The organism is Sporosarcina sp. PTS2304, from assembly GCF_003351785.1.
GTDB lineage: Bacteria > Bacillota > Bacilli > Bacillales_A > Planococcaceae > Sporosarcina.
Genome location: NZ_CP031230.1, coordinates 2318865 through 2337056, shown reverse-complemented (window position 1 = coordinate 2337056; position 18192 = coordinate 2318865). Strand labels below are relative to the sequence as shown.

15 protein-coding genes and 1 riboswitch are annotated in these 18192 nt (G+C 37.6%); of the genes, 13 read left to right on the top strand and 2 right to left on the bottom strand.

Annotated elements, in window-relative coordinates; genetic code table 11:
* Positions 1–24 precede the first annotated feature (24 nt).
* The 9 genes from DV702_RS11105 (at position 25) to DV702_RS11065 (ending at position 9376) form a co-directional block, all read left to right on the top strand.
* Positions 25–390 carry a hypothetical protein gene (locus DV702_RS11105; RefSeq protein WP_114924821.1) on the top strand — a complete coding sequence of 122 codons (366 nt, stop codon included), beginning with the start codon at positions 25–27 and terminating at the stop codon, positions 388–390.
* A gap of 52 nt (positions 391–442) precedes the next feature.
* Positions 443–1483, top strand: coding sequence for a TRAP transporter substrate-binding protein (gene dctP / locus DV702_RS11100; protein ID WP_114924820.1), 1041 nt, complete (start codon positions 443–445; stop codon positions 1481–1483).
* A gap of 29 nt (positions 1484–1512) precedes the next feature.
* Positions 1513–2076 carry a TRAP transporter small permease gene (locus DV702_RS11095; RefSeq protein ID WP_114924819.1) on the top strand — a complete coding sequence of 188 codons (564 nt, stop codon included), beginning with the start codon at positions 1513–1515 and terminating at the stop codon, positions 2074–2076.
* Position 2077: 1 nt separating this feature from the next.
* Positions 2078–3367 (top strand): TRAP transporter large permease, encoded by a 1290-nt coding sequence (locus DV702_RS11090; protein WP_114924818.1) that lies wholly within the window; start codon positions 2078–2080, stop codon positions 3365–3367.
* 161 nt (positions 3368–3528) lie between these two features.
* Positions 3529–4950: an amidase gene (locus DV702_RS11085; RefSeq protein ID WP_114924817.1), complete on the top strand. Its 1422-nt coding sequence runs from the start codon at positions 3529–3531 to the stop codon at positions 4948–4950.
* Between the two features lie 133 nt (positions 4951–5083).
* On the top strand, positions 5084–5551 hold the full coding sequence (locus DV702_RS17350) for a TRAP transporter small permease (protein WP_371682760.1): 468 nt from the start codon (positions 5084–5086) through the stop codon (positions 5549–5551).
* A 4-nt stretch (positions 5552–5555) separates the two neighbouring features.
* Entirely contained in the window at positions 5556–6872 is a 1317-nt protein-coding gene (locus tag DV702_RS11075; protein ID WP_114924815.1) for a TRAP transporter large permease, read from the top strand.
* A gap of 35 nt (positions 6873–6907) precedes the next feature.
* Positions 6908–7912 (top strand): TRAP transporter substrate-binding protein DctP, encoded by a 1005-nt coding sequence (dctP, locus tag DV702_RS11070; RefSeq protein ID WP_114924814.1) that lies wholly within the window; start codon positions 6908–6910, stop codon positions 7910–7912.
* Positions 7913–8215: 303 nt separating this feature from the next.
* Positions 8216–9376: an MFS transporter gene (locus tag DV702_RS11065; protein WP_114924813.1), complete on the top strand. Its 1161-nt coding sequence runs from the start codon at positions 8216–8218 to the stop codon at positions 9374–9376.
* A gap of 301 nt (positions 9377–9677) precedes the next feature.
* On the opposite strand, the gene DV702_RS11060 is transcribed toward DV702_RS11065, so the two are convergent.
* Entirely contained in the window at positions 9678–9974 is a 297-nt protein-coding gene (locus DV702_RS11060; RefSeq protein ID WP_114924812.1) for a hypothetical protein, read from the bottom strand.
* A gap of 199 nt (positions 9975–10173) precedes the next feature.
* Between DV702_RS11060 and DV702_RS11055 the strand changes: the two genes are divergently transcribed.
* A complete protein-coding gene (locus tag DV702_RS11055) occupies positions 10174–10587 on the top strand; it encodes a carboxymuconolactone decarboxylase family protein (RefSeq protein ID WP_114924811.1) in 414 nt (137 codons plus the stop codon).
* A 67-nt stretch (positions 10588–10654) separates the two neighbouring features.
* On the opposite strand, the gene DV702_RS11050 is transcribed toward DV702_RS11055, so the two are convergent.
* Complete coding sequence (locus DV702_RS11050; RefSeq protein ID WP_114924810.1) at positions 10655–11308, bottom strand: reverse transcriptase-like protein; 654 nt, start codon at positions 11306–11308, stop codon at positions 10655–10657.
* A gap of 346 nt (positions 11309–11654) precedes the next feature.
* Between DV702_RS11050 and DV702_RS11045 the strand changes: the two genes are divergently transcribed.
* From DV702_RS11045 to DV702_RS11035, 3 genes are all read left to right on the top strand, one after another.
* On the top strand, positions 11655–13136 hold the full coding sequence (locus DV702_RS11045; protein WP_114924809.1) for a glycine betaine uptake BCCT transporter: 1482 nt from the start codon (positions 11655–11657) through the stop codon (positions 13134–13136).
* A gap of 400 nt (positions 13137–13536) precedes the next feature.
* Positions 13537–13620: riboswitch (cyclic di-GMP riboswitch) on the top strand.
* A gap of 154 nt (positions 13621–13774) precedes the next feature.
* A complete protein-coding gene (locus DV702_RS11040; protein WP_162805787.1) occupies positions 13775–15502 on the top strand; it encodes a hypothetical protein in 1728 nt (575 codons plus the stop codon).
* A gap of 481 nt (positions 15503–15983) precedes the next feature.
* Entirely contained in the window at positions 15984–18185 is a 2202-nt protein-coding gene (locus tag DV702_RS11035) for a family 2 glycosyl transferase (protein WP_114924807.1), read from the top strand.
* The last annotated feature ends 7 nt before the right edge of the window (positions 18186–18192 follow it).

Below are 18192 nucleotides of genomic sequence, written 5' to 3'. Positions count from 1 at the left end.
TGTATACTGAAGGAGATGGAGAAATTGACAAAAATTGTACATGGTGCACCACAAGTGCCGAATCCACTTAGAGTTTTTATAACATTCGAATCCACGGGATGGTTCGATACTACCCAAGAACAAAAAGAAAATGAACTACTACCTAAACTGAAATCTATTATTAAAGAATGGGAAAGTAATGGTTCTGAACTATTGGGCACGTTTGATCGGGATATTTTGACTGCCGGGCACGCAGGACCAGCGAATTGGCATGCTTGTTTCCTGTACAATGTGCCTGACCTTCAAACCGTTACGAACATGACACACTCATTTAGAGATGCTGGGATTGATCGATATTTCCGTTTGGAAGCATCGATTGGGAGACCGTTTTTCTTAGTGGAAAATCAATAAATAACGGAATGAAAAAGGCTTATTTACGTGTTTTTAAAAAAGGAGTGGAATAATGAAGAGGTTAATCCTGACAATGTCTTTAATTGTATTGATGATGATATTAGCTGCATGTGGTGGAAATGATGGAAACGCAAGCGCTAAAAGTAATAAAGACGTAATTAAGTTGAGTTATGCTTTCTTTGCCCCGCCCAATACATTTCCAGCTATCCAGATGGAAGAATGGAAAAAACGTCTAGAAGAAAGAACGAATGGAAAAGTACAAGTCGATTTATTTGCGGGCGGAACGTTGCTTGAGGCGAACAATATGTATGATGGAGTGGAAAACGGAACAGCTGATATAGGATTAACTTCTACGTCTTATGAGCCAGGCAGATTCCCGTTGCTGTCAATTTCAGATATGCCATCAGGCTATAAGAATGCAACAGTCGCTAGTAATGTAACAGCTGATCTAGTCAATGAATATCCACCGGAAGCTCTTGATAACTTTAAGATCATCACTACATTTGCTACCGAGCCAGCATATATCCAAAGTAAAAAAGCAATTGCTTCTTTAAGTGATCTTAAAGGAAAGCAGTTACGTATAGCTGGAGCTTTAGCGCCGATTATGTCTGAACTGGGTGCTGCGCCTGTTGGAATGTCTCAAGCGGAGGTACCTGAAGCTTTACAAACAGGTATCGTAGAGGGGTATGTTTCTTCTCGTGAAATTCTTAAGGATTCCAAACTCGCAGAAGTTGTAGGGTACGTAACGGATTATCCATTAGCTTTAAATACATTCATAGCAGTGATGAATAAAGACACATGGGATTCGCTACCAGAAGATGTTCAACAAGTGATCGAAGAACTAAATTCTGAAATGACAGAGTTTACCGGAGAATACTTGGATAATCATGTTCAAGAATCTCTTGATTGGAGTAAAGAAAGCGAAGGTCTTGAAGTGGTAGAACTCTCGGCTGATGAAAAGCAGAAGTGGGATAAAAAGCTTAGCGATATGCAAAAGGAAGTAGTGGAGCAATTACAAACAGAAGGACTTCCAGCAGAAGAATATTTACAAACAATGGAAGAGCTAATTGAAAAGTACAATAATGCTAAGTAAGTGAATCCTTTAGATTTGGAGGTTCAGAAATGAGAAACGATCAACTAGTTGAATTCAATATTGAAAGCGCTTCCCTCATCGAACATGATTATGAAGAAACACCCACCTCTTCATCTAATGTATTCTTTAAGTTTACAGACTACTTAAATCAATTTCTGGCTATTATTGCGGGCACTGCTCTGCTACTAATGATGTTATTGATTGTGTTTAATTCTATTAAGCGAATTTTCTCGGATCCGATTTCAGGAACGGTTGAAATTGTAAGTTGGCTTGGGGCAATCACAGGTATTTTTGCCCTAGGTTATACTCAACTGAATAAAGGTCATGTCTATATAGATATGGTATTAGAAAAGTTCCCACGCTTAGCGCAAAAGACCATTCATACATGTATGAACGTGTTGAGTGCAGTTTTTTTCTCTTTGGCTGCTTGGCAATTATTTTTATTTGGTCTGAAATTGCAAAGTGATGGGATTGTTTCTCAAACAATCCAATTTTCATTTTATCCTCTTGTTATTCTGAGTTCTATCGGTTTTATTGGATTAGTTTTAGCGATCTTGAAGGAAATAGTAATGATTTGGAAGGAGGCATCCTAAAATGGACATGAATATAATAGCGGTACTTGGAATTTTATCATTGTTTTTATTTATGTTCCTAAGGATGCCTATTAGTTTTTCCATGTTTATCGTTGGCTTTATCGGTCTCATTGTCGCCGTTTCTTCAAAAGCGGCGTTTAATGTGCTAAGTGCTGATTTATGGAATCAATTCTCCAGCTATTCTTTAAGTGTTATTCCTCTTTATATTTTAATGGGAGAAATAGTCTTCAGAACAGGAATAACGGAAAAGATGTTCGAGTCTGCATATAAATGGGTTGGTCATTTTCGTGGAGGAATGGCTAGTACGACGATTTTGGCAAGTGCAGGATTTGCTTCAATTTGTGGATCCAATTCAGCGACAGCTGCAACGATGGGTACAATGGCTTTACCGGAATTGGATAAATACAAATACGATAAAGCTTTAAGTACGGGGAGCATCGCAACTGGCGGTACACTTGGTATTATTATTCCACCAAGTACTGTATTAATCGTTTTGGCATTACAAATGGAAGTGTCCGTTAGATCGTTATTTGTGGCGAGTATCATACCAGGTATTTTCTTGACTGCGCTTCTCGTCATAACGGTTATTTCGTTATGTGCAAAATCTCCGGAACTTGGCCCAGCAGGGGAAAAGTCTACTATGAAAGAAAGGCTTTTATCATTAGTCGGGGTTATCCCTGTCATGGTTCTATTTATTTTTGTAATTGGAGGACTGTTTTTCGGTTTCTTTACACCGACTGAATCAGGCGCGTTTGGTGCATTTGGTGCACTTATTATTTCTTTAGTAATGAAGAAGATTAATAGAAAAAATTTCCAGGCTGCGATGGCTGGTACTCTTCGTTCATCGTCCATGGTATTAATGCTTGTAGTAGGCGCGTTAGTGTTTGGGCGTTTCTTAACGGTTACGAGACTTCCGTATGCTGTAGCTGAATGGGTAACAAACCTTCCAGTGCCTTCAGTGTTCGTATTAATCGCCATACTTATTGTGTATGTGATCGGTGGATCGATTATGGATGCATTAGGATTCTTGATCATTTCGATTCCAATTTTCTATCCGACAATTATAGCTCTTGGTTATGATCCTGTTTGGTTCGCTGTCCTTCTATGTGTTGTAACAAGCATGGGTGCCATTACACCACCAGTTGGGGTGAATGTCTTCGTTGTCCAAGGATTGACCAAAGATACTCCTATAACTACTGTGTTTAAAGGAGCATCTTATTTTCTAGTTGCATATGTAGCATTTATAGCGTTGCTCATCATGTTCCCGCAAATTATATTATTTCTGGTGTAACAAAAAGAGCTTTGCGTTGTAGTCACTATCTAGTTGAAAGGAGATTTTTCAAATGAATCTAACCGATTACTTACTACATGTTGTTGGAATAGAAGGATCAGAACTATTATTCAGTGAACCTGCATTTACTTTTTCGCTTGAAAATTTCGAGGAGGATTCTAATGAATAATCTTCTATTTGAAAGTATTGAAAAGGTAAGTTCGTTAGTTCGTGAGAAGAAAGTATCTCCTGTTGAATTAACAAAGTTATCTATTGAACAAATAAGTAAATACAATCCAGTATTAAAAGCATTTATAACAGTAATGGAAAAGGAAGCTATGCAACAAGCCCAAGTATTAGAAGATGAAGCACAAAGCGGTGTTATACGCGGTCCGTTACATGGTATTCCTATTTCAATCAAAGACCTTTTGCAAACAAAAGGAGTGCTTACAACGGGTGGATCCAAAATTTTTAACGAGTGGATACCAGATGAAGATGCTACTTCTGTACAAAGAATGAAGGAAGCAGGTGCAATTATTATAGGTAAGGCAAACCTTCATGAATTTGCTATGGGAGCAACAACGGAAAATCCCCACTATGGAAGTGCGAGGAATCCGTGGAATCTCTCGAAAATACCAGGTGGTTCTAGTGGAGGATCGGCAATTGCCACTGCGACAGGAATGTCTTTTGGTTCGGTTGGAACAGATACAGCTGGTTCCGTTCGTCTGCCGGCCGCGATGTGTGGAACAGTAGGATTTAAACCGACGTATGGACTCGTCAGTAGACATGGTGGATTTTCATTCAGTTGGTCATTAGATCATGTAGGACCAATGACGAGAACTGTAAAAGATGCTGCAATTATGCTAGACGCTATGAAAGGTTATGACTCTAAAGATCATTCTTCAGTAAAAAAGGATCATTCAGTCTACTTTCAAGACTCTTTGAAAAATTTAAAAGGTGTTACATTAGGTTTTTATGAGCCTTATATGTATTCCGGAATTGACTTAGACGTAAAATGTGTGATCGAAAATGCTTTTGATCAATTAAGATTGCTTGGAGCTAAAATAGTTCCGATTGACTTACCTAGAATCAATGAAGCGCTAGATGGATTAAAAACCATTGCTCAATCAGAAGTTGTTTCTTTCCATAATCCGTTATTAAAAAACCATGCCGAGTTATATGGAGATGACTTAAAATTCCGCTTCCAATTTGGCCGTGATATTTCAGCTTCTTCCTATTTACAAGCTCAGCGTATTAGAAAACAGTTCATAGAAAGTACTATGAAGCAAATGGAAGGAATCGATGCACTCGTTGGACCAACGAATGTTCAATCGCCATTTGAAATAGGGTCGATGGTTCCTGAACAAGCCATTAGTAATATGTTTACGCTTGGCAAGACTCCACTTGCTAACATTTTAGGATTTCCGGCGCTTTCTGTTGCCTGCGGTTTTACGGAAGGGCGACTCCCTGTCGGACTTCAGTTGATCGGCAAACCGTTTACTGATCAACGAATACTTCAAATAGGCGATTGTTACGAAAAGTCTGAACGATGGGTAGACGCGCTGAAAACGAATACTAACTATCTGGAAGTGAATTCATTATAGTAGTGGGAAATTTAAAAAGGTAAGAATCTACGAAGAGTAGGAGCTTACCTTTTCTTCATTTAATTAGGAAGCGAGAAAGAAGGTGAGGGCGCTGGTCAAATTAAATCTGTTATTAGATTCCATTATAAATTTCATGGCTATTTTAGGAAGAATTGTTATCGTCATAATTAGTTTATTAATCATTGTGGATATTGTTTCATTAAAGTTTTTTAGCTATCAATTTTCTTGGACATTGGAAGTTTCGGAATATCTATTAGTTTTCTTAACATTTTTCGGTGTCGCCTGGTTATTACGGGAAGATGGACATATTAAGCTAGACCTTTTATTGAATAGACTGAGCGAAAAAAATAGAACGCGAATGGAGATAGTAAATTCTTGTATAGGAGTTATCATTTCGATAGTCATTACATTTTATGGATTTATGGCGGTTTGGAGCTTACACACTAGAGGAATAAAAACTGAAACCATTTTGGAAATTCCGCGCTCTTTGCTTATAATCATTATCCCGATTGGATTTTTCTTCGTTTTTATTCAATTTCTTCGAAACCTTTTATCTTCGATTAATAAGCTTAGATTAACGAGTGAGGAAGATAGGAGGTAATTATATGGAGTGGTGGAGTGTTTTAGCGCTCGTATTTGGAAGTATGTTTTTTTTATTCATGATTGGTTTACCGATCGCATTCTCCTTTTTAACGATAAATATTGTAGGTGTCATACTATTATGGAACGGTGAAGCGGGACTGAATCAACTTATTTTAAATATATTTTCATCTATTTCCAAATTCTCTTTATTGCCTATACCGATGTTCATCTTAATGGGAGAAATTATGTTTCGGACAGGGTTAGGTTTTAAAGTATTTGATGCGGTAGGAAAGTGGTTCGGAAACCTTCCGGGTAGGTTAAGTATCGTAGCTGTTGGAAGTGGGACATTGTTTTCAGTTTTAAGTGGCTCGAGTGTTGCAAGTACTGCTTTACTCGGCTCGTTATTAGTGCCGGATATGCAGAAAAAAGGGTATAGCCCTGCGATGACTGTTGGACCAATCTTAGGGAGTGCTGGTCTTGCTACTATGATACCACCAACTGCATTAGGTATATTACTTGCTTCTCTTGCTTCGATCCCAGTAGGACATTTTTTATTTGCTATTGTTATTCCGGGATTATTGTTAGCTGTAATATTTGTTCTGTACATTATTATTAGATGCTATTTGCAGCCTGAGTTAGCTCCAGCGTATACCGTCGAAAAAGTGTCGTTAACTGAGAAGTTATTAGGCACAGTAAAGTATATTTTGCCACTTGGGTTGATCGTGTTCTTATTATTAGGAGTGATCATCCTTGGAATTGCTACACCAACTCAAAGTGCTGTTTTAGGAGCGTTGGGAACGGTAGTACTTTCTTATTTTTACGGTGGTCTAACTTGGTCGAAGTTTTGGGATTCACTTTCTGGTACGTTAAGATCTAGTGTTATGATTTTTATGATTATTATTGGTTCAACTACATTCGGTCAAATTTTAAGTTTTACAGGCGTCACACAAGGTCTCGTACAATTAGTAGGGAACTTGCAGTATCAGCCAATTGTTATTTTGATACTTATTCAGATTGTATTGTTGTTACTTGGCTGTTTTATGGAGCCTTTATCAATTATGATGATGACGCTACCAATACTGATGCCGATCGCAAATGCAATGGGTTTCGATCCATTATGGTTTGGTGCAATTATGCTTCTGAATATGCAAGTAGCTACGATCACCCCACCTTTTGGCATGGATCTTTTTGCGATGAAAGCAGTAATACCGAAAGACTCTATATCGATGAAGGAAATTTATAAAGGCGTTGTTCCCTTTATACTATTGAATTTGGCGGTTATGGTATTAATGATTATTTTCCCGTCACTTACTCTATGGTTACCAAGCTTTGTAAAGTAAAGCGAAAAACTTTATAAACAGCAGGAGGAGAAACAATGAGAAAGATAAAAATGTATCGACTAATTATACTAATGCTTTTAGTAGTATTATTGTCAGCGTGCGGAAGTGGTGGGGCTAGTGAAAAAGGAAAGTCGAAAACAATGACATTAAATGCCGTTAGTTTTTTGCCGAAAGACCATCCGTTGACAGCTACTCTTCATGATTGGATAGAGTCTGTAGAGGAAGCAACGGAAGGGCGAGTGAAAGTGAATTGGCGTGGAGGGGCTGATGTCATTCCGATTGGCGAGCAATTTGAAGCGATGAATTCAGGTGTAATAGATGTCAATTTTACATATATCGGACAATATCAATCGCTCGCTCCTGAAACTCTCAGTATCGCTTTGTCACAATTGACACCGTGGGAAGAAAGAGAAAATGGTTTTTATGATTTAATGGTAGAGAGACATGAAAAGATGAATGTTATGTACTTGGGGCGTTGGTTGACCGGTTCTCCTAGGCTCTGGTTGAATAGTCCGATTGACAGTGTAGATGACTTGAAAAAGCTTCCGGTACGTTCAGCTCCGAACTATAATCGTTTTTTTGAAAATCTAGGAATCGCTTCTGCCATGATTGATCCTTCGGAAGTTTATACTTCTTTGCAAACTGGTGTGGTGAAAGGTTTTGTGTATGGCGGTTTTAATGGACCTAGAAAAGATGGGTGGACTGATTCGTCTAAATATATTTTAGACCATCCATTTTGGACGCAAAACTGTACGATCCTCATGAACGACGATAAATGGAATGAAATTTCTGCTGAGGATCAAGAAGCAATCCTAAAGGCAACGGCAGCCTACGAAAAAGAGATGGTAGATTATTATACAGAACTTGATAAAGAGGAAATTGCGGAACTTGAAAAGATAGGAGTTGAGCTTTTCAAACTACCAAAATCGGAAGAAGAAAAGTTTTTGGACTTAGCCTATGATTCTGAGTGGGCGTTTTTAGACAAGGAAGTACCGGACTTGGTGGATGAGCTGAAAACGTTAACTACAAAAAAAGAGTAAACATTTTACGGCTAGGCGTGAATGGAGTGTAAGTACTCTGAAGAATCTGGAACAGCCTTGGAAGTTTTAAAGTGACTCGACTTTTATCTATCGCTTGAAGTAAATAATAGTCAGTTAGAAAACCGTCAAAAATGGACGACTTCTGTGCACGATTTTTAAGCTCTCGAAGTATCGCTATGGGCGCTTGAGCATACTGGCAGAAGGCGTAGCATTTTCGATGGTTTTCTATTTTTAGTCAGCTTCAGATTGAGCTAGAGGGAATGGATTTTGTAACAAATCATATGTCAGTGAGGTGTATCTTTAGTGGGCGATCACTCTTTATGGTCTAAAAACTTCATATGTATCTCATTAGCGAATTTCTTTTTTATCATAACGTATTTCGCATTGCTTGTCACTCTGCCGACTGTTGCGATTTCGCATTATAGTTCGACGAGTGCCGTAGCCGGTTTGTTTACTACCGTTTATATCGGTGCTGCTATCATAATAAGACCGTTTATGGGACCGTGGATTAAAAAGTACGGGAAAAGGTTTATGCTTCTTTCTTCTTTAGGGCTATTTACTATCGCTTCCTTCCTCTACAGTTTCTTCGACTCGATACCACTATTGCTTACAGTCCGTTTCATACACGGATTGGGTTTTGGAATGGCTACTACCATTACAGTAGCCATCGTAGCGGAAATTGTTCCAGAATCTCGAAAAGGTGAAGGCATGGGGTATTTTATTTTATCCACTAATGTAGGAATGGTCATTGGTCCTTTTATGGGGCTTACAGTATTAGATGAATATAATTTATATACTCTATTTTGGACAAGTGCTTGCTGTTCGTTAATTGCTTGTTTGTTTGGTGTGTTGACGCGTCTTCCGGCAGAGAAGCTTGAAGAGATCCCGGGAGGACGGAAAAGATCGCCATTATTCGAAATGTCCGCATTGCCTATTTCTATAACAGGTGCTTTTTTTGGGATGGCATATGCATCCGTATTATCCTTTATGGCGGTTTTTGCGGTTGAGCAAGGCTTAGGTGCGGAGTCAAGCTATTTTTTTGTGATTTATGTAGTCGTTCTTTTGTTAACAAGACCTTTAACCAGCCGTTGGTACGATCAACATGGAGCCAATGCCATCATCTTTCCAGCAATTGTATCATTCGCGATAGGGATGTTGCTCTTGGGGTTAACGACGAATACTTTGCTATTTTTTATGGCAGCAGCATTTATAGGCGGTGGGTGGGGGACGTTATTTCCGAGTTTCCAAACGGTTGTATTGCAAAAATCTAAACCTGCACGTAGACCTGTTGCTTTGGCGACATTCTTGTCAGTTTTTGATATTGGAATTAGTGGGGGATCACTAGTAGCAGGAGTGTTGGTTGGTGTAATCAGTTTCAGTTCTTTATACATTTTTTATTCTTTCTATATACTTATCGGTCTAGCGGTTTATTATTGGGCTCAAAACAAAGAATGTTACGGATAAATGAAGAGATTTGCCTGGAATCTATTATTTACATTTTCGTTTTCGGCTTTCAAAAACGATCGACTTCGGGAGGACGACAGGCGTAACCCGCAAGACATTCTTTGGAAAGCGTATCGTCTAAAAGTGCCAAAGCGCAAGACGATCCAAGTCGATGTCACTCTATCCAATATCGATAGTCAAACTCGCTTATAAATGAATGATTGAATTGTGCATTCTATAGTTAATTAGCAGCCTTGGTAATATTCTTTTTTTATATCAAAAAAGCTGGTCGTAAAATATGATATTTCCATAGTCTGCTTCTTTATGGACGATTCTTTTCAAGCTCTTCTGTTAAAACAAACGCCAAATCAATATTTCCAAAAAGCTGCAACACATCCAACATCATCTCATCATCAATGACGAGTTCCTCGAATCCGTCGTCGTCTTTTATAACAGCTTTCAAAGCCGCATTTGCAACTTGATCGGGATACGCTCGTTGATACAGAGTCTCTGGATCGAGTCGGTAGTTTTTACACCACTGGACAAATAAACGAATCATTAGAGTTTCATCTTCTTTATATTTTTTGATAACTTGTTGATCTATATTTTTAAAATTCACTGCATAGCCTCCAATTGGTATTAATTCTTTAAGTATAAATGATTTTGAATCGATCGGATATTAATGAGGTAGACTCTTCCTATAATCCGAACATTTGGATTCGTAGAAAGATTTGTTACAATGGATAGTATCTATGTCTAGTGAGAGTTTTCATACAATCATATGCAAAGTAGATTAATATATCAGGGAGGTTTTTAAAATGACGGAAGATCGTTATCAGCGTGGTTTGGAGAAATTGATGGAACTTACTTTGTCGGGTGAAGAAAATCCGGCAGGGGAGATGGAGATTGGAGAAAGTTTTAAAGATGTTGCGCCGGATTTAACTAAATATGTGGTGGAGTTCGCTTTTGGAGACATCTATTCGCGTCCTGGACTGGATAATAAGCAAAAAGTGCTGACGACGATTACAGCTCTTGTGGCTCAAGGGAAACCGCAGATTCAAATGCATATTAAGACCGGGCTGGATGTTGGTTTGACGCCCGATGAAATTATAGGATGCATTATGCACTTAATTCCTTACACTGGATTTCCGAGTGTCCTCAATGCTTTATCTGTTGCCCAAAAAGTTTTTGCTGAACGTGGCGTAGCTATTTCGAATATAACTGAAGAGTGAGATTCATGAGTAAAGAAGCAAAGTGGTTCTGTCCGATAGCGTGATCGGATACAACCACTTTTTCATTTCATCTTTCACTTATCGCTGTAATTTCTACACCGTTCAAAGCTTGGCTCGCTAGTCTGTCTGCTTCCACGTTAGCTTTTCTTGAAATTAACTCATACTGTGGCTGTAGGCCAAGTGCTTTCATTTTCTCTTCAATTTTATCCGCCCAATTGTGTAATTCTTCTTCTATCACCGGCCACTCCTCCAGCAAATGCTGAATGACGACACGCGAATCGCCTAGTATGTGAATAGGCAAGTGATGGACTCCGAGCAGATCAAGCTCTTGCAAGCAAAAGTAGAGTGCTGCATATTCAGCTTCGTTATTCGAAGTTAATCCAGTAACTGAAGCGTTTTTACGCAACCTGTAGGATGTTCCATTCTGATCATAATAAATGACGCAACCTAGTCCGGCGTTCTTTTGATCCCAATTAAAACCTCCGTCGAAATATAATGTAATGTTATGGGGGTCGGTTTGTATGCCTTTTATATAACCTTTCAATTCTTTTAATGTCCAGGAACTATTATGTGTGTCTGTAAAAATAAGTTGTTTTACACGTCCAGTTCGTTCCATGTCTTCAGCGAGTAACACTGCATCCTCTGCTGGCATTTCATCTGAATGAAAATACGCTGTCTTTCCTTTAGGTGATGTATATGTCCATTCGATTATAACTTGCATTTACATCTCTCCTCTAACGTAATGTAACTCATTTCGATAGTAGTAGTTTAATGTAGTATTACACAATAAGCTTTTTTGTACACTCCTTTATTTTGCAGTAAAGTGTATACGTTTATAGGTATAAGGTCATAACAAATTCATTAACTAATATTATTTGAGAATAAAATGTTGTGGACATTTTCTTCATTACATATGCTCTGTAAAGGTTTGTGGTGCTTTATGAAAAAATAAAGCTCATAATTTGAAATATACTCTGCTTATTCTTTCTTTGCTTTCTTCATAATCAATGTGTATAGTATATAATCGTTCATAAACGAAAAAGTAACCTCAATTCGAAAGGAGAAACATGAGAAAAATATCAAATGTTTTTTATATTACTATCGCTTTAATTATTATTACAGTAGGGTATGGAGTAATCGCTTCAGAAAGCTTTGAGGAAATTACGCGAACAGCAAAAAACTTCGTCGCCTCCTCATTTGGATGGTATTATTTACTATTGCTGTCTTCTTTATTACTATTAAGTATCTTCCTCATATTTAGCCCGTACGGCAAAATTCGATTAGGAAAAGACAGTGATCGTCCTGCTTTTTCTACTATAACATGGATCGCCATGTTATTTTCGGCGGGAATGGGTATTGGGTTAGTGTTTTATGGTGCAGCAGAGCCGTTGTCACATTTTATCAGTCCGGCTACTAAAGAACCTAACACAAACGAAGCATTTAAAGAAGGATTACGAGAATCTTTCTTTCACTGGGGTCTCCACGTGTGGGCTATGTATGGAGTTGTCGCATTGTCACTTGCTTATTTCCAATTCCGCAAAGACTCACCTGGTTTAATTTCAGTAACATTGAAACCGATTTTTGGCAAAAGAATGGATGGTCCTTGGGGAATATTCGTAGATGTTCTTGCGGTTTTTGCGACTGCGTTTGGGGTTGCCACCACACTCGGTTTTGGTGCTGTTCAAATTAATGCAGGACTCAATTATTTATTTGGTATTACTATTGGAACCACTTCGCAATTCGTTATTATTGCAGTCGTTACAGTATTGTTTGTTGCCTCTGCTTGGTCGGGACTCAGCAAAGGCATTAAGTATTTATCGAATACAAACCTCGTCTTAGCTGTTGTTCTTTTGGCATTCGTTGTGATCTTAGGACCTACTCTTTTAATTATGAATATGTTCACTGAATCGTTTGGCGGATATATTGGTAACTTAGTGGAGATGAGCCTTCGAACAGCGCCATTGAATGCAAACAATCAGCAATGGCTATTCGATTGGACGATTTTCTATTGGGCATGGTGGATTTCGTGGGCACCGTTTGTCAGTATGTTTATCGCTCGTGTATCTAAAGGTCGTACAATTCGTGAGTTTATGGTCGGTGTACTTCTCGTTCCCACATTACTCTGTTCGTTTTGGTTTTCGACGTTCGGGACGACAGCGATTGATATGCAGCGTAGTGGTGTTGCTGATATAGCTAGTTCGTCTACAGAACTTGTGATTTTTGAGATGTTTAATGAAATGCCATGGTCTTTTGTAATTTCAATCATCGCCATTTTATTAATCGCTTCATTCTTCGTAACTAGTGCGGATTCTGCAACGTTTGTTCTTGGAATGCAGTCGACTTACGGATCGTTGACACCGCCCACTAGCGTGAAGATTATATGGGGAGTCATTCAATCATCTATAGCATTGATTTTACTATGGGTAGGTGGTTTGGCGGCATTACAAAATACTATCATTATAGCGGCTTTACCTTTTTCGTTTGTCATGTTGTTGATGGTTATTTCCTTAATGAAAGCTCTAGGTAATGAAAAAGTCGCACGCCGATAAACTAGATTCTAATTTTTAGAACGACATATTCACAAATATGCATAGAAAGAAAAAGAGAATGAAGTTGAAAAACTCCATACTCTTTTTCTTTTTTACTTTTATAATGTATAAATGTTAGAACATAAATATAAAGTGGAATTAAATCCATGTTTTATCACATCTAATGAAAATAAATAATATAACAACCTATAAAAGGTAGAAATAAATTATGATACCCTTAAATATGTCAATAGATAAAGATTGTAAAAATCATAATAAAAAACTGCTAGACACAATTTGTTAACAAATTAGGGTAAAATAATTAGAGTAATATAGACATATAGTTGAAATAGACTTATACTTAATGTATAGAAAACTCGTTATGTAAGCGGAAGAGTGCATGAAAAATAAATAGAATAATTCGCGATAATAGCAAACCTGTCGAAAGGCAGCGACGCAAAACTATAGGGCCTAACGTATAAAACTATGGCAGCCAGTTACCGAACGAAATGCGCAATGAAAACAATAAAGTTCACTTTGTTTTATTGTGCAATAAAAAACACAGTTCGGTGTGCACGCCGAACTGTGTTTTTATTTTGAATAATTTTATGTAATGACTATAACGTGTAGCTAGATAAAATAGAAGGGTAGTGCTGGTGATGAGAAAGATATTCCAAGTTCTCTGTGTAATGTTATTGATAGTAAGTATATTGCCAAAAGCTACAATGGCAACTGCTGTAAAGCATGATTTTCAACATGTAAATGAATTATCTACATGGTTGTGGGATACTGCAAGGATTGTGTCAGAGTCAGAAGAAGTGATTCATAATTTGGTCAATGAAGGGGTAAGTGATCTTTACCTTCAAGTAAACGCTACTATAGAAACTGCATATTACCAACAGTTTATCAGTAAGGCGTCTAGTAATGGAATTAGAGTCCACGCTTTAGACGGTGCACCTAGTTGGGTTGCTGGTCAAAAAGGGATAAACGAGCAACAAGTATTCACAGATTGGTTAGTAAATTATCAAAGTGTAGTGTCAAGTGATGAACGTTTTGTGGGGATACATCTTGATGTCGAGCCGTATGAACATCCGAACTATGAAAAAAATCCAAATAACTACTTTAAGAATTATCAAACGATGATTGTGCAATTCGAGCAAATAGCGAACACTATGGGATTGGAATTCGGCATTGATATTCCATTTTGGTACTATGGTGTAACATATAATAATATATACGGAAAAGGGAATATTGCTGAGTTTTTAAGCCAACATGTTAAAAATATCTCGATTATGGCATATCGTGATTCAGCCAATGGTTCCAACGGTCATGACGGGATCAATCAAATCGCTTCTGCACAAATGGATTTATTTGAGAAGTATAATGTAAAAGGGACGATTGCGGTAGAAACAGGACGTTTAACTGACGATTCACAATATGTTACTTTTTATGAAGAAGATAAAGAATACTTTTACGAACAATTAGATGCTGTGTATCAAAACTATAAGAATCACCCTGCATTTAATGGTATCGCTATTCATCACTACGGAAGTTGGATGGACATGAAAGCACCAAAAATTCCTTTATCCACATGGCTATGGGATACTGCGAAGATTGTATCTGAACCGGACATAGTCATTAGTAATTTAGTTCAGCATGACGTAAGTGATGTCTACTTACAAATAAATGAAAAAGTAGAATTACCTTATTATCAGTACTTTATAAACAAAGCGGCTACCAATGGAATTCAAGTTCACGCATTGGACGGGGCACCTACTTGGATTGCCGGTCAAAAAGGAATAAGTCAGCAAGAAGCATTTTTGGAATGGTTAGTAAACTACCAGAAGGCAGCATCACCGAGTGAGAGATTTGTAGGTATTCATTTGGATGTAGAGCCTTATCAACACCCGAAATACGAAGAGAGAGTAAATAATTTCTTTAAGAATTACCAAGCAATGGTCGTTACATTTAGAGAACATGCAGATTCGATGGGAATGGAGTTCGGATTGGATATCCCGTTTTGGTACTACGGTGTAATGTACAATAATGTCTATGGAAAAGGAAATATTGCAGAGTTCCTAAGTAATCATGTCGAAAATATCGCGATTATGGCTTATCGGGATTCTGCAAACGGTTCTAATGGGAATGACGGGATTATAGCGATCTCAGCGGCACAGATGAAAATATTTGAACAACATAATGTAAAAACTACTATCGCAGTTGAGACTGGTAAACTCAACGATGAATCAAAATATTTAACTTTTTACGAAGAAGGTAAAGATTACTTAACTAGTGAGGTTAATAAAGTGTACGAGCATTATAAAGATCATCCTGCTTTTAACGGTATGGCCATTCATTACTATGATAGTTGGATGGATTTGAAATAATCTGCAAATTCGCGAGCTAGTATGTAATTGGAATGTAAAGGGCTATCCAAAAAGTCAGTAACTACTGACTTTCTAGGATGGCCTCTTTTTGTGCGGTAAAGTAGTGTATCGTTTAGGATTCTCCTGAGAGAAAGCGTATCGTCTGGAAGCGTAAGCCGCAAGACACGCTAAGTCAGCGTTATTCCATTCATTCACCATAGTCGCATGTTTATTTCTATCACCTAACTTGCTTTTAGATGAATGGATTATTCATAGTATTGTTAATCAACAGGTAGGAGAATCTAAACTACTATAATATGTAAATTTATTTTATAGTAAAATATATCCATATATAGTTATTTTTTATGTTACTTAATTTTAAACACAAATTTTATAGTCTTTTTATATTGTTTTTTATGAAATATTATGTTTTCGAATACTCTAAAAGGGGTATTAATACTTAAATGTTTTGAAAATTCAGCTAATAGGAGGTGGGTTCAATATGAAACGTCAATACAAAGTAGTACTTTGGGTCATGCTCTCATTACTTATTATAATAGCTGGATGGAAAAGCAGTGAAATAGTTTCTGAAAACACATATGTAGATAACGTCGATGATAGCCGCGCAAATACAAATATACATTTTTTAAGCAAAGCGACAGGCAATAGATTATCAGTTCTGCGTGATGGCAAGTGGAATGAGATATTCATACAAGGTGTGAATGTGGGAGCGGGTAAGCCTGGCGCGTTTCCCGGTGAAGTTGCCATTACATACGATGAATATTTCAGATGGTTTACTTATATTACAGAAATGAATGCTAACACGATTCGAGTGTATACCATATTAAGACCCCAGTTTTACAATGCCTTATTCGATTTTAATCAGCAGCGGGAAAACGAGGGAAAGACTCCTCTCTACGTGATTCATGGAGTGTGGATCAATGAAAATGATATTGCAACGATTGAAGATGCGTTTGGAGAAGAAAATAAAATAGTAAATGATGTGATTAGTTCAGGAAAAGATATCGTGGATATTATACATGGCAATAAGTATTTACCGCTTAGTAAAGGCAATGCAGATGGAACGTATACTACTAATATATCGGAATATGTCATCGGATGGATACTTGGGATTGAATGGGATCCATCTTTTGTTAGTAATACAAACGAAAATAATCCCGAACGAATGACATATGAAGGGAAATATCTTTACACGAAAGATGCTTCACCATTTGAAGTATTTCTAGCACAGATGGGCGATCAGATCATTGAATATGAATCGACTGCATTTCACTTGCAAAGACCAGTGGCTTTTTCAAATTGGGTCACGACGGATCCATTAACTCATCCTAATGAACCTTATGTAAATGAGGATTTGGTAGAAGTAAATGTAGAGCATATTTTTTCACACGAAAGTTATAAGCCGGGAATGTTCGTTTCTTATCATGTATATCCATATTATCCAGACTCATTTAGTTTTCAAACGGACTATATAACGTATATAGGAACGGACGGAAAACCGAATCCATATTTAGCCTATTTAGAAGACTTACAATCATTTCATTCTATGCCGATTGTCATATCTGAATTCGGTATTCCTGCATCGAGAGGAAAAGCTCATGAAAACAGGGTGACCGGTTTTAACCAAGGGTTCATTGATGAAGTAACCCAAGGAGAAATGTTGTTGCACATGTTACGTGATATGCATACGGCAGATTTAGCTGGTGGTATTGCGTTTTCCTGGCAGGATGAATGGTTCAAACGAACGTGGAATAATAACGACTTGGATGTAAGAGATTCCAGGCCGTTTTGGTCGAATACGCAGACGAATGAACAACATTTTGGCCTGCTGGCGTTTGACCCTGGAGAAGCTGCAAGTCGTACAGACATTGATGGAAAAGTTTCGGATTGGACGGCTGATTCATTATTTTATACAGACGATCGAAAACAAATGTTTGTAAAAAGTGATGAAGCGTATGTGTATATACGAGTAGATGCTACAAACTACGACTTCTATAACGACCTCTTGATCATACCGATAGATACGATTAATGGACAAGGAAACACGACATATCAAAACTACGACATGACATTCAATAAAGGAGCGGACTTTGTGTTAAAAGTTCATGGACTGAATGACACGCGACTGCTAGTAGATGCGTATTATGACAATTACTATTTCCGCTATGCGATTCTGACAGATTTGATCGAAAAAAATAGTGCATTTCAAAAGAAGAATTCAGGTATATTTAACCCGATTCGACTAGCATTAAATAAAAAAATTGTCATTCCGATAGAGAATACTGTCATTCCTTTTACTGGCTACGAGACTGGAAAGTTAGTATATGGTATTTCAGATCCGACACATCGAAAATTTAATTCTTTAAGCGATTTCTATTATGCAGATGGACATCTGGAAATCAGAATTCCATGGCAGTTACTGAATGTTATGGATCCTTCAAAAAAAATGGTGATAGATGATATGCATGTCAATGGACTGATTGCTCCGATACGAACGACTGGATTGAACATGGGCATGATAGTAGTGAAAGAAGATTCGACAAATGAGCTACATGATGTAGATATGAAAGAATATGTCTGGGATTCTTGGGAACAACCGAAATACCATGAAAGATTGAAGAGTTCTTATTATATTTTGCAAAAAGGCATGGCCGAACTATTGGAGAAAGATGGTAGTCAGTGAAGATCGG

Coding starts and splice junctions, on each gene's coding strand:
- dctP (WP_114924814.1), top strand. CDS start 6,908: ATGAGAAAGATAAAAATGTATCGACTAATTATACTAATGCTTTTAGTA.
- DV702_RS11085 (WP_114924817.1), top strand. CDS start 3,529: ATGAATAATCTTCTATTTGAAAGTATTGAAAAGGTAAGTTCGTTAGTT.
- DV702_RS11055 (WP_114924811.1), top strand. CDS start 10,174: ATGACGGAAGATCGTTATCAGCGTGGTTTGGAGAAATTGATGGAACTT.
- DV702_RS11045 (WP_114924809.1), top strand. CDS start 11,655: ATGAGAAAAATATCAAATGTTTTTTATATTACTATCGCTTTAATTATT.
- DV702_RS17350 (WP_371682760.1), top strand. CDS start 5,084: ATGGCTATTTTAGGAAGAATTGTTATCGTCATAATTAGTTTATTAATC.
- dctP (WP_114924820.1), top strand. CDS start 443: ATGAAGAGGTTAATCCTGACAATGTCTTTAATTGTATTGATGATGATA.
- DV702_RS11090 (WP_114924818.1), top strand. CDS start 2,078: ATGGACATGAATATAATAGCGGTACTTGGAATTTTATCATTGTTTTTA.
- DV702_RS11040 (WP_162805787.1), top strand. CDS start 13,775: ATGAGAAAGATATTCCAAGTTCTCTGTGTAATGTTATTGATAGTAAGT.
- DV702_RS11095 (WP_114924819.1), top strand. CDS start 1,513: ATGAGAAACGATCAACTAGTTGAATTCAATATTGAAAGCGCTTCCCTC.
- DV702_RS11035 (WP_114924807.1), top strand. CDS start 15,984: ATGAAACGTCAATACAAAGTAGTACTTTGGGTCATGCTCTCATTACTT.
- DV702_RS11050 (WP_114924810.1), bottom strand. CDS start 11,308: ATGCAAGTTATAATCGAATGGACATATACATCACCTAAAGGAAAGACA.
- DV702_RS11075 (WP_114924815.1), top strand. CDS start 5,556: ATGGAGTGGTGGAGTGTTTTAGCGCTCGTATTTGGAAGTATGTTTTTT.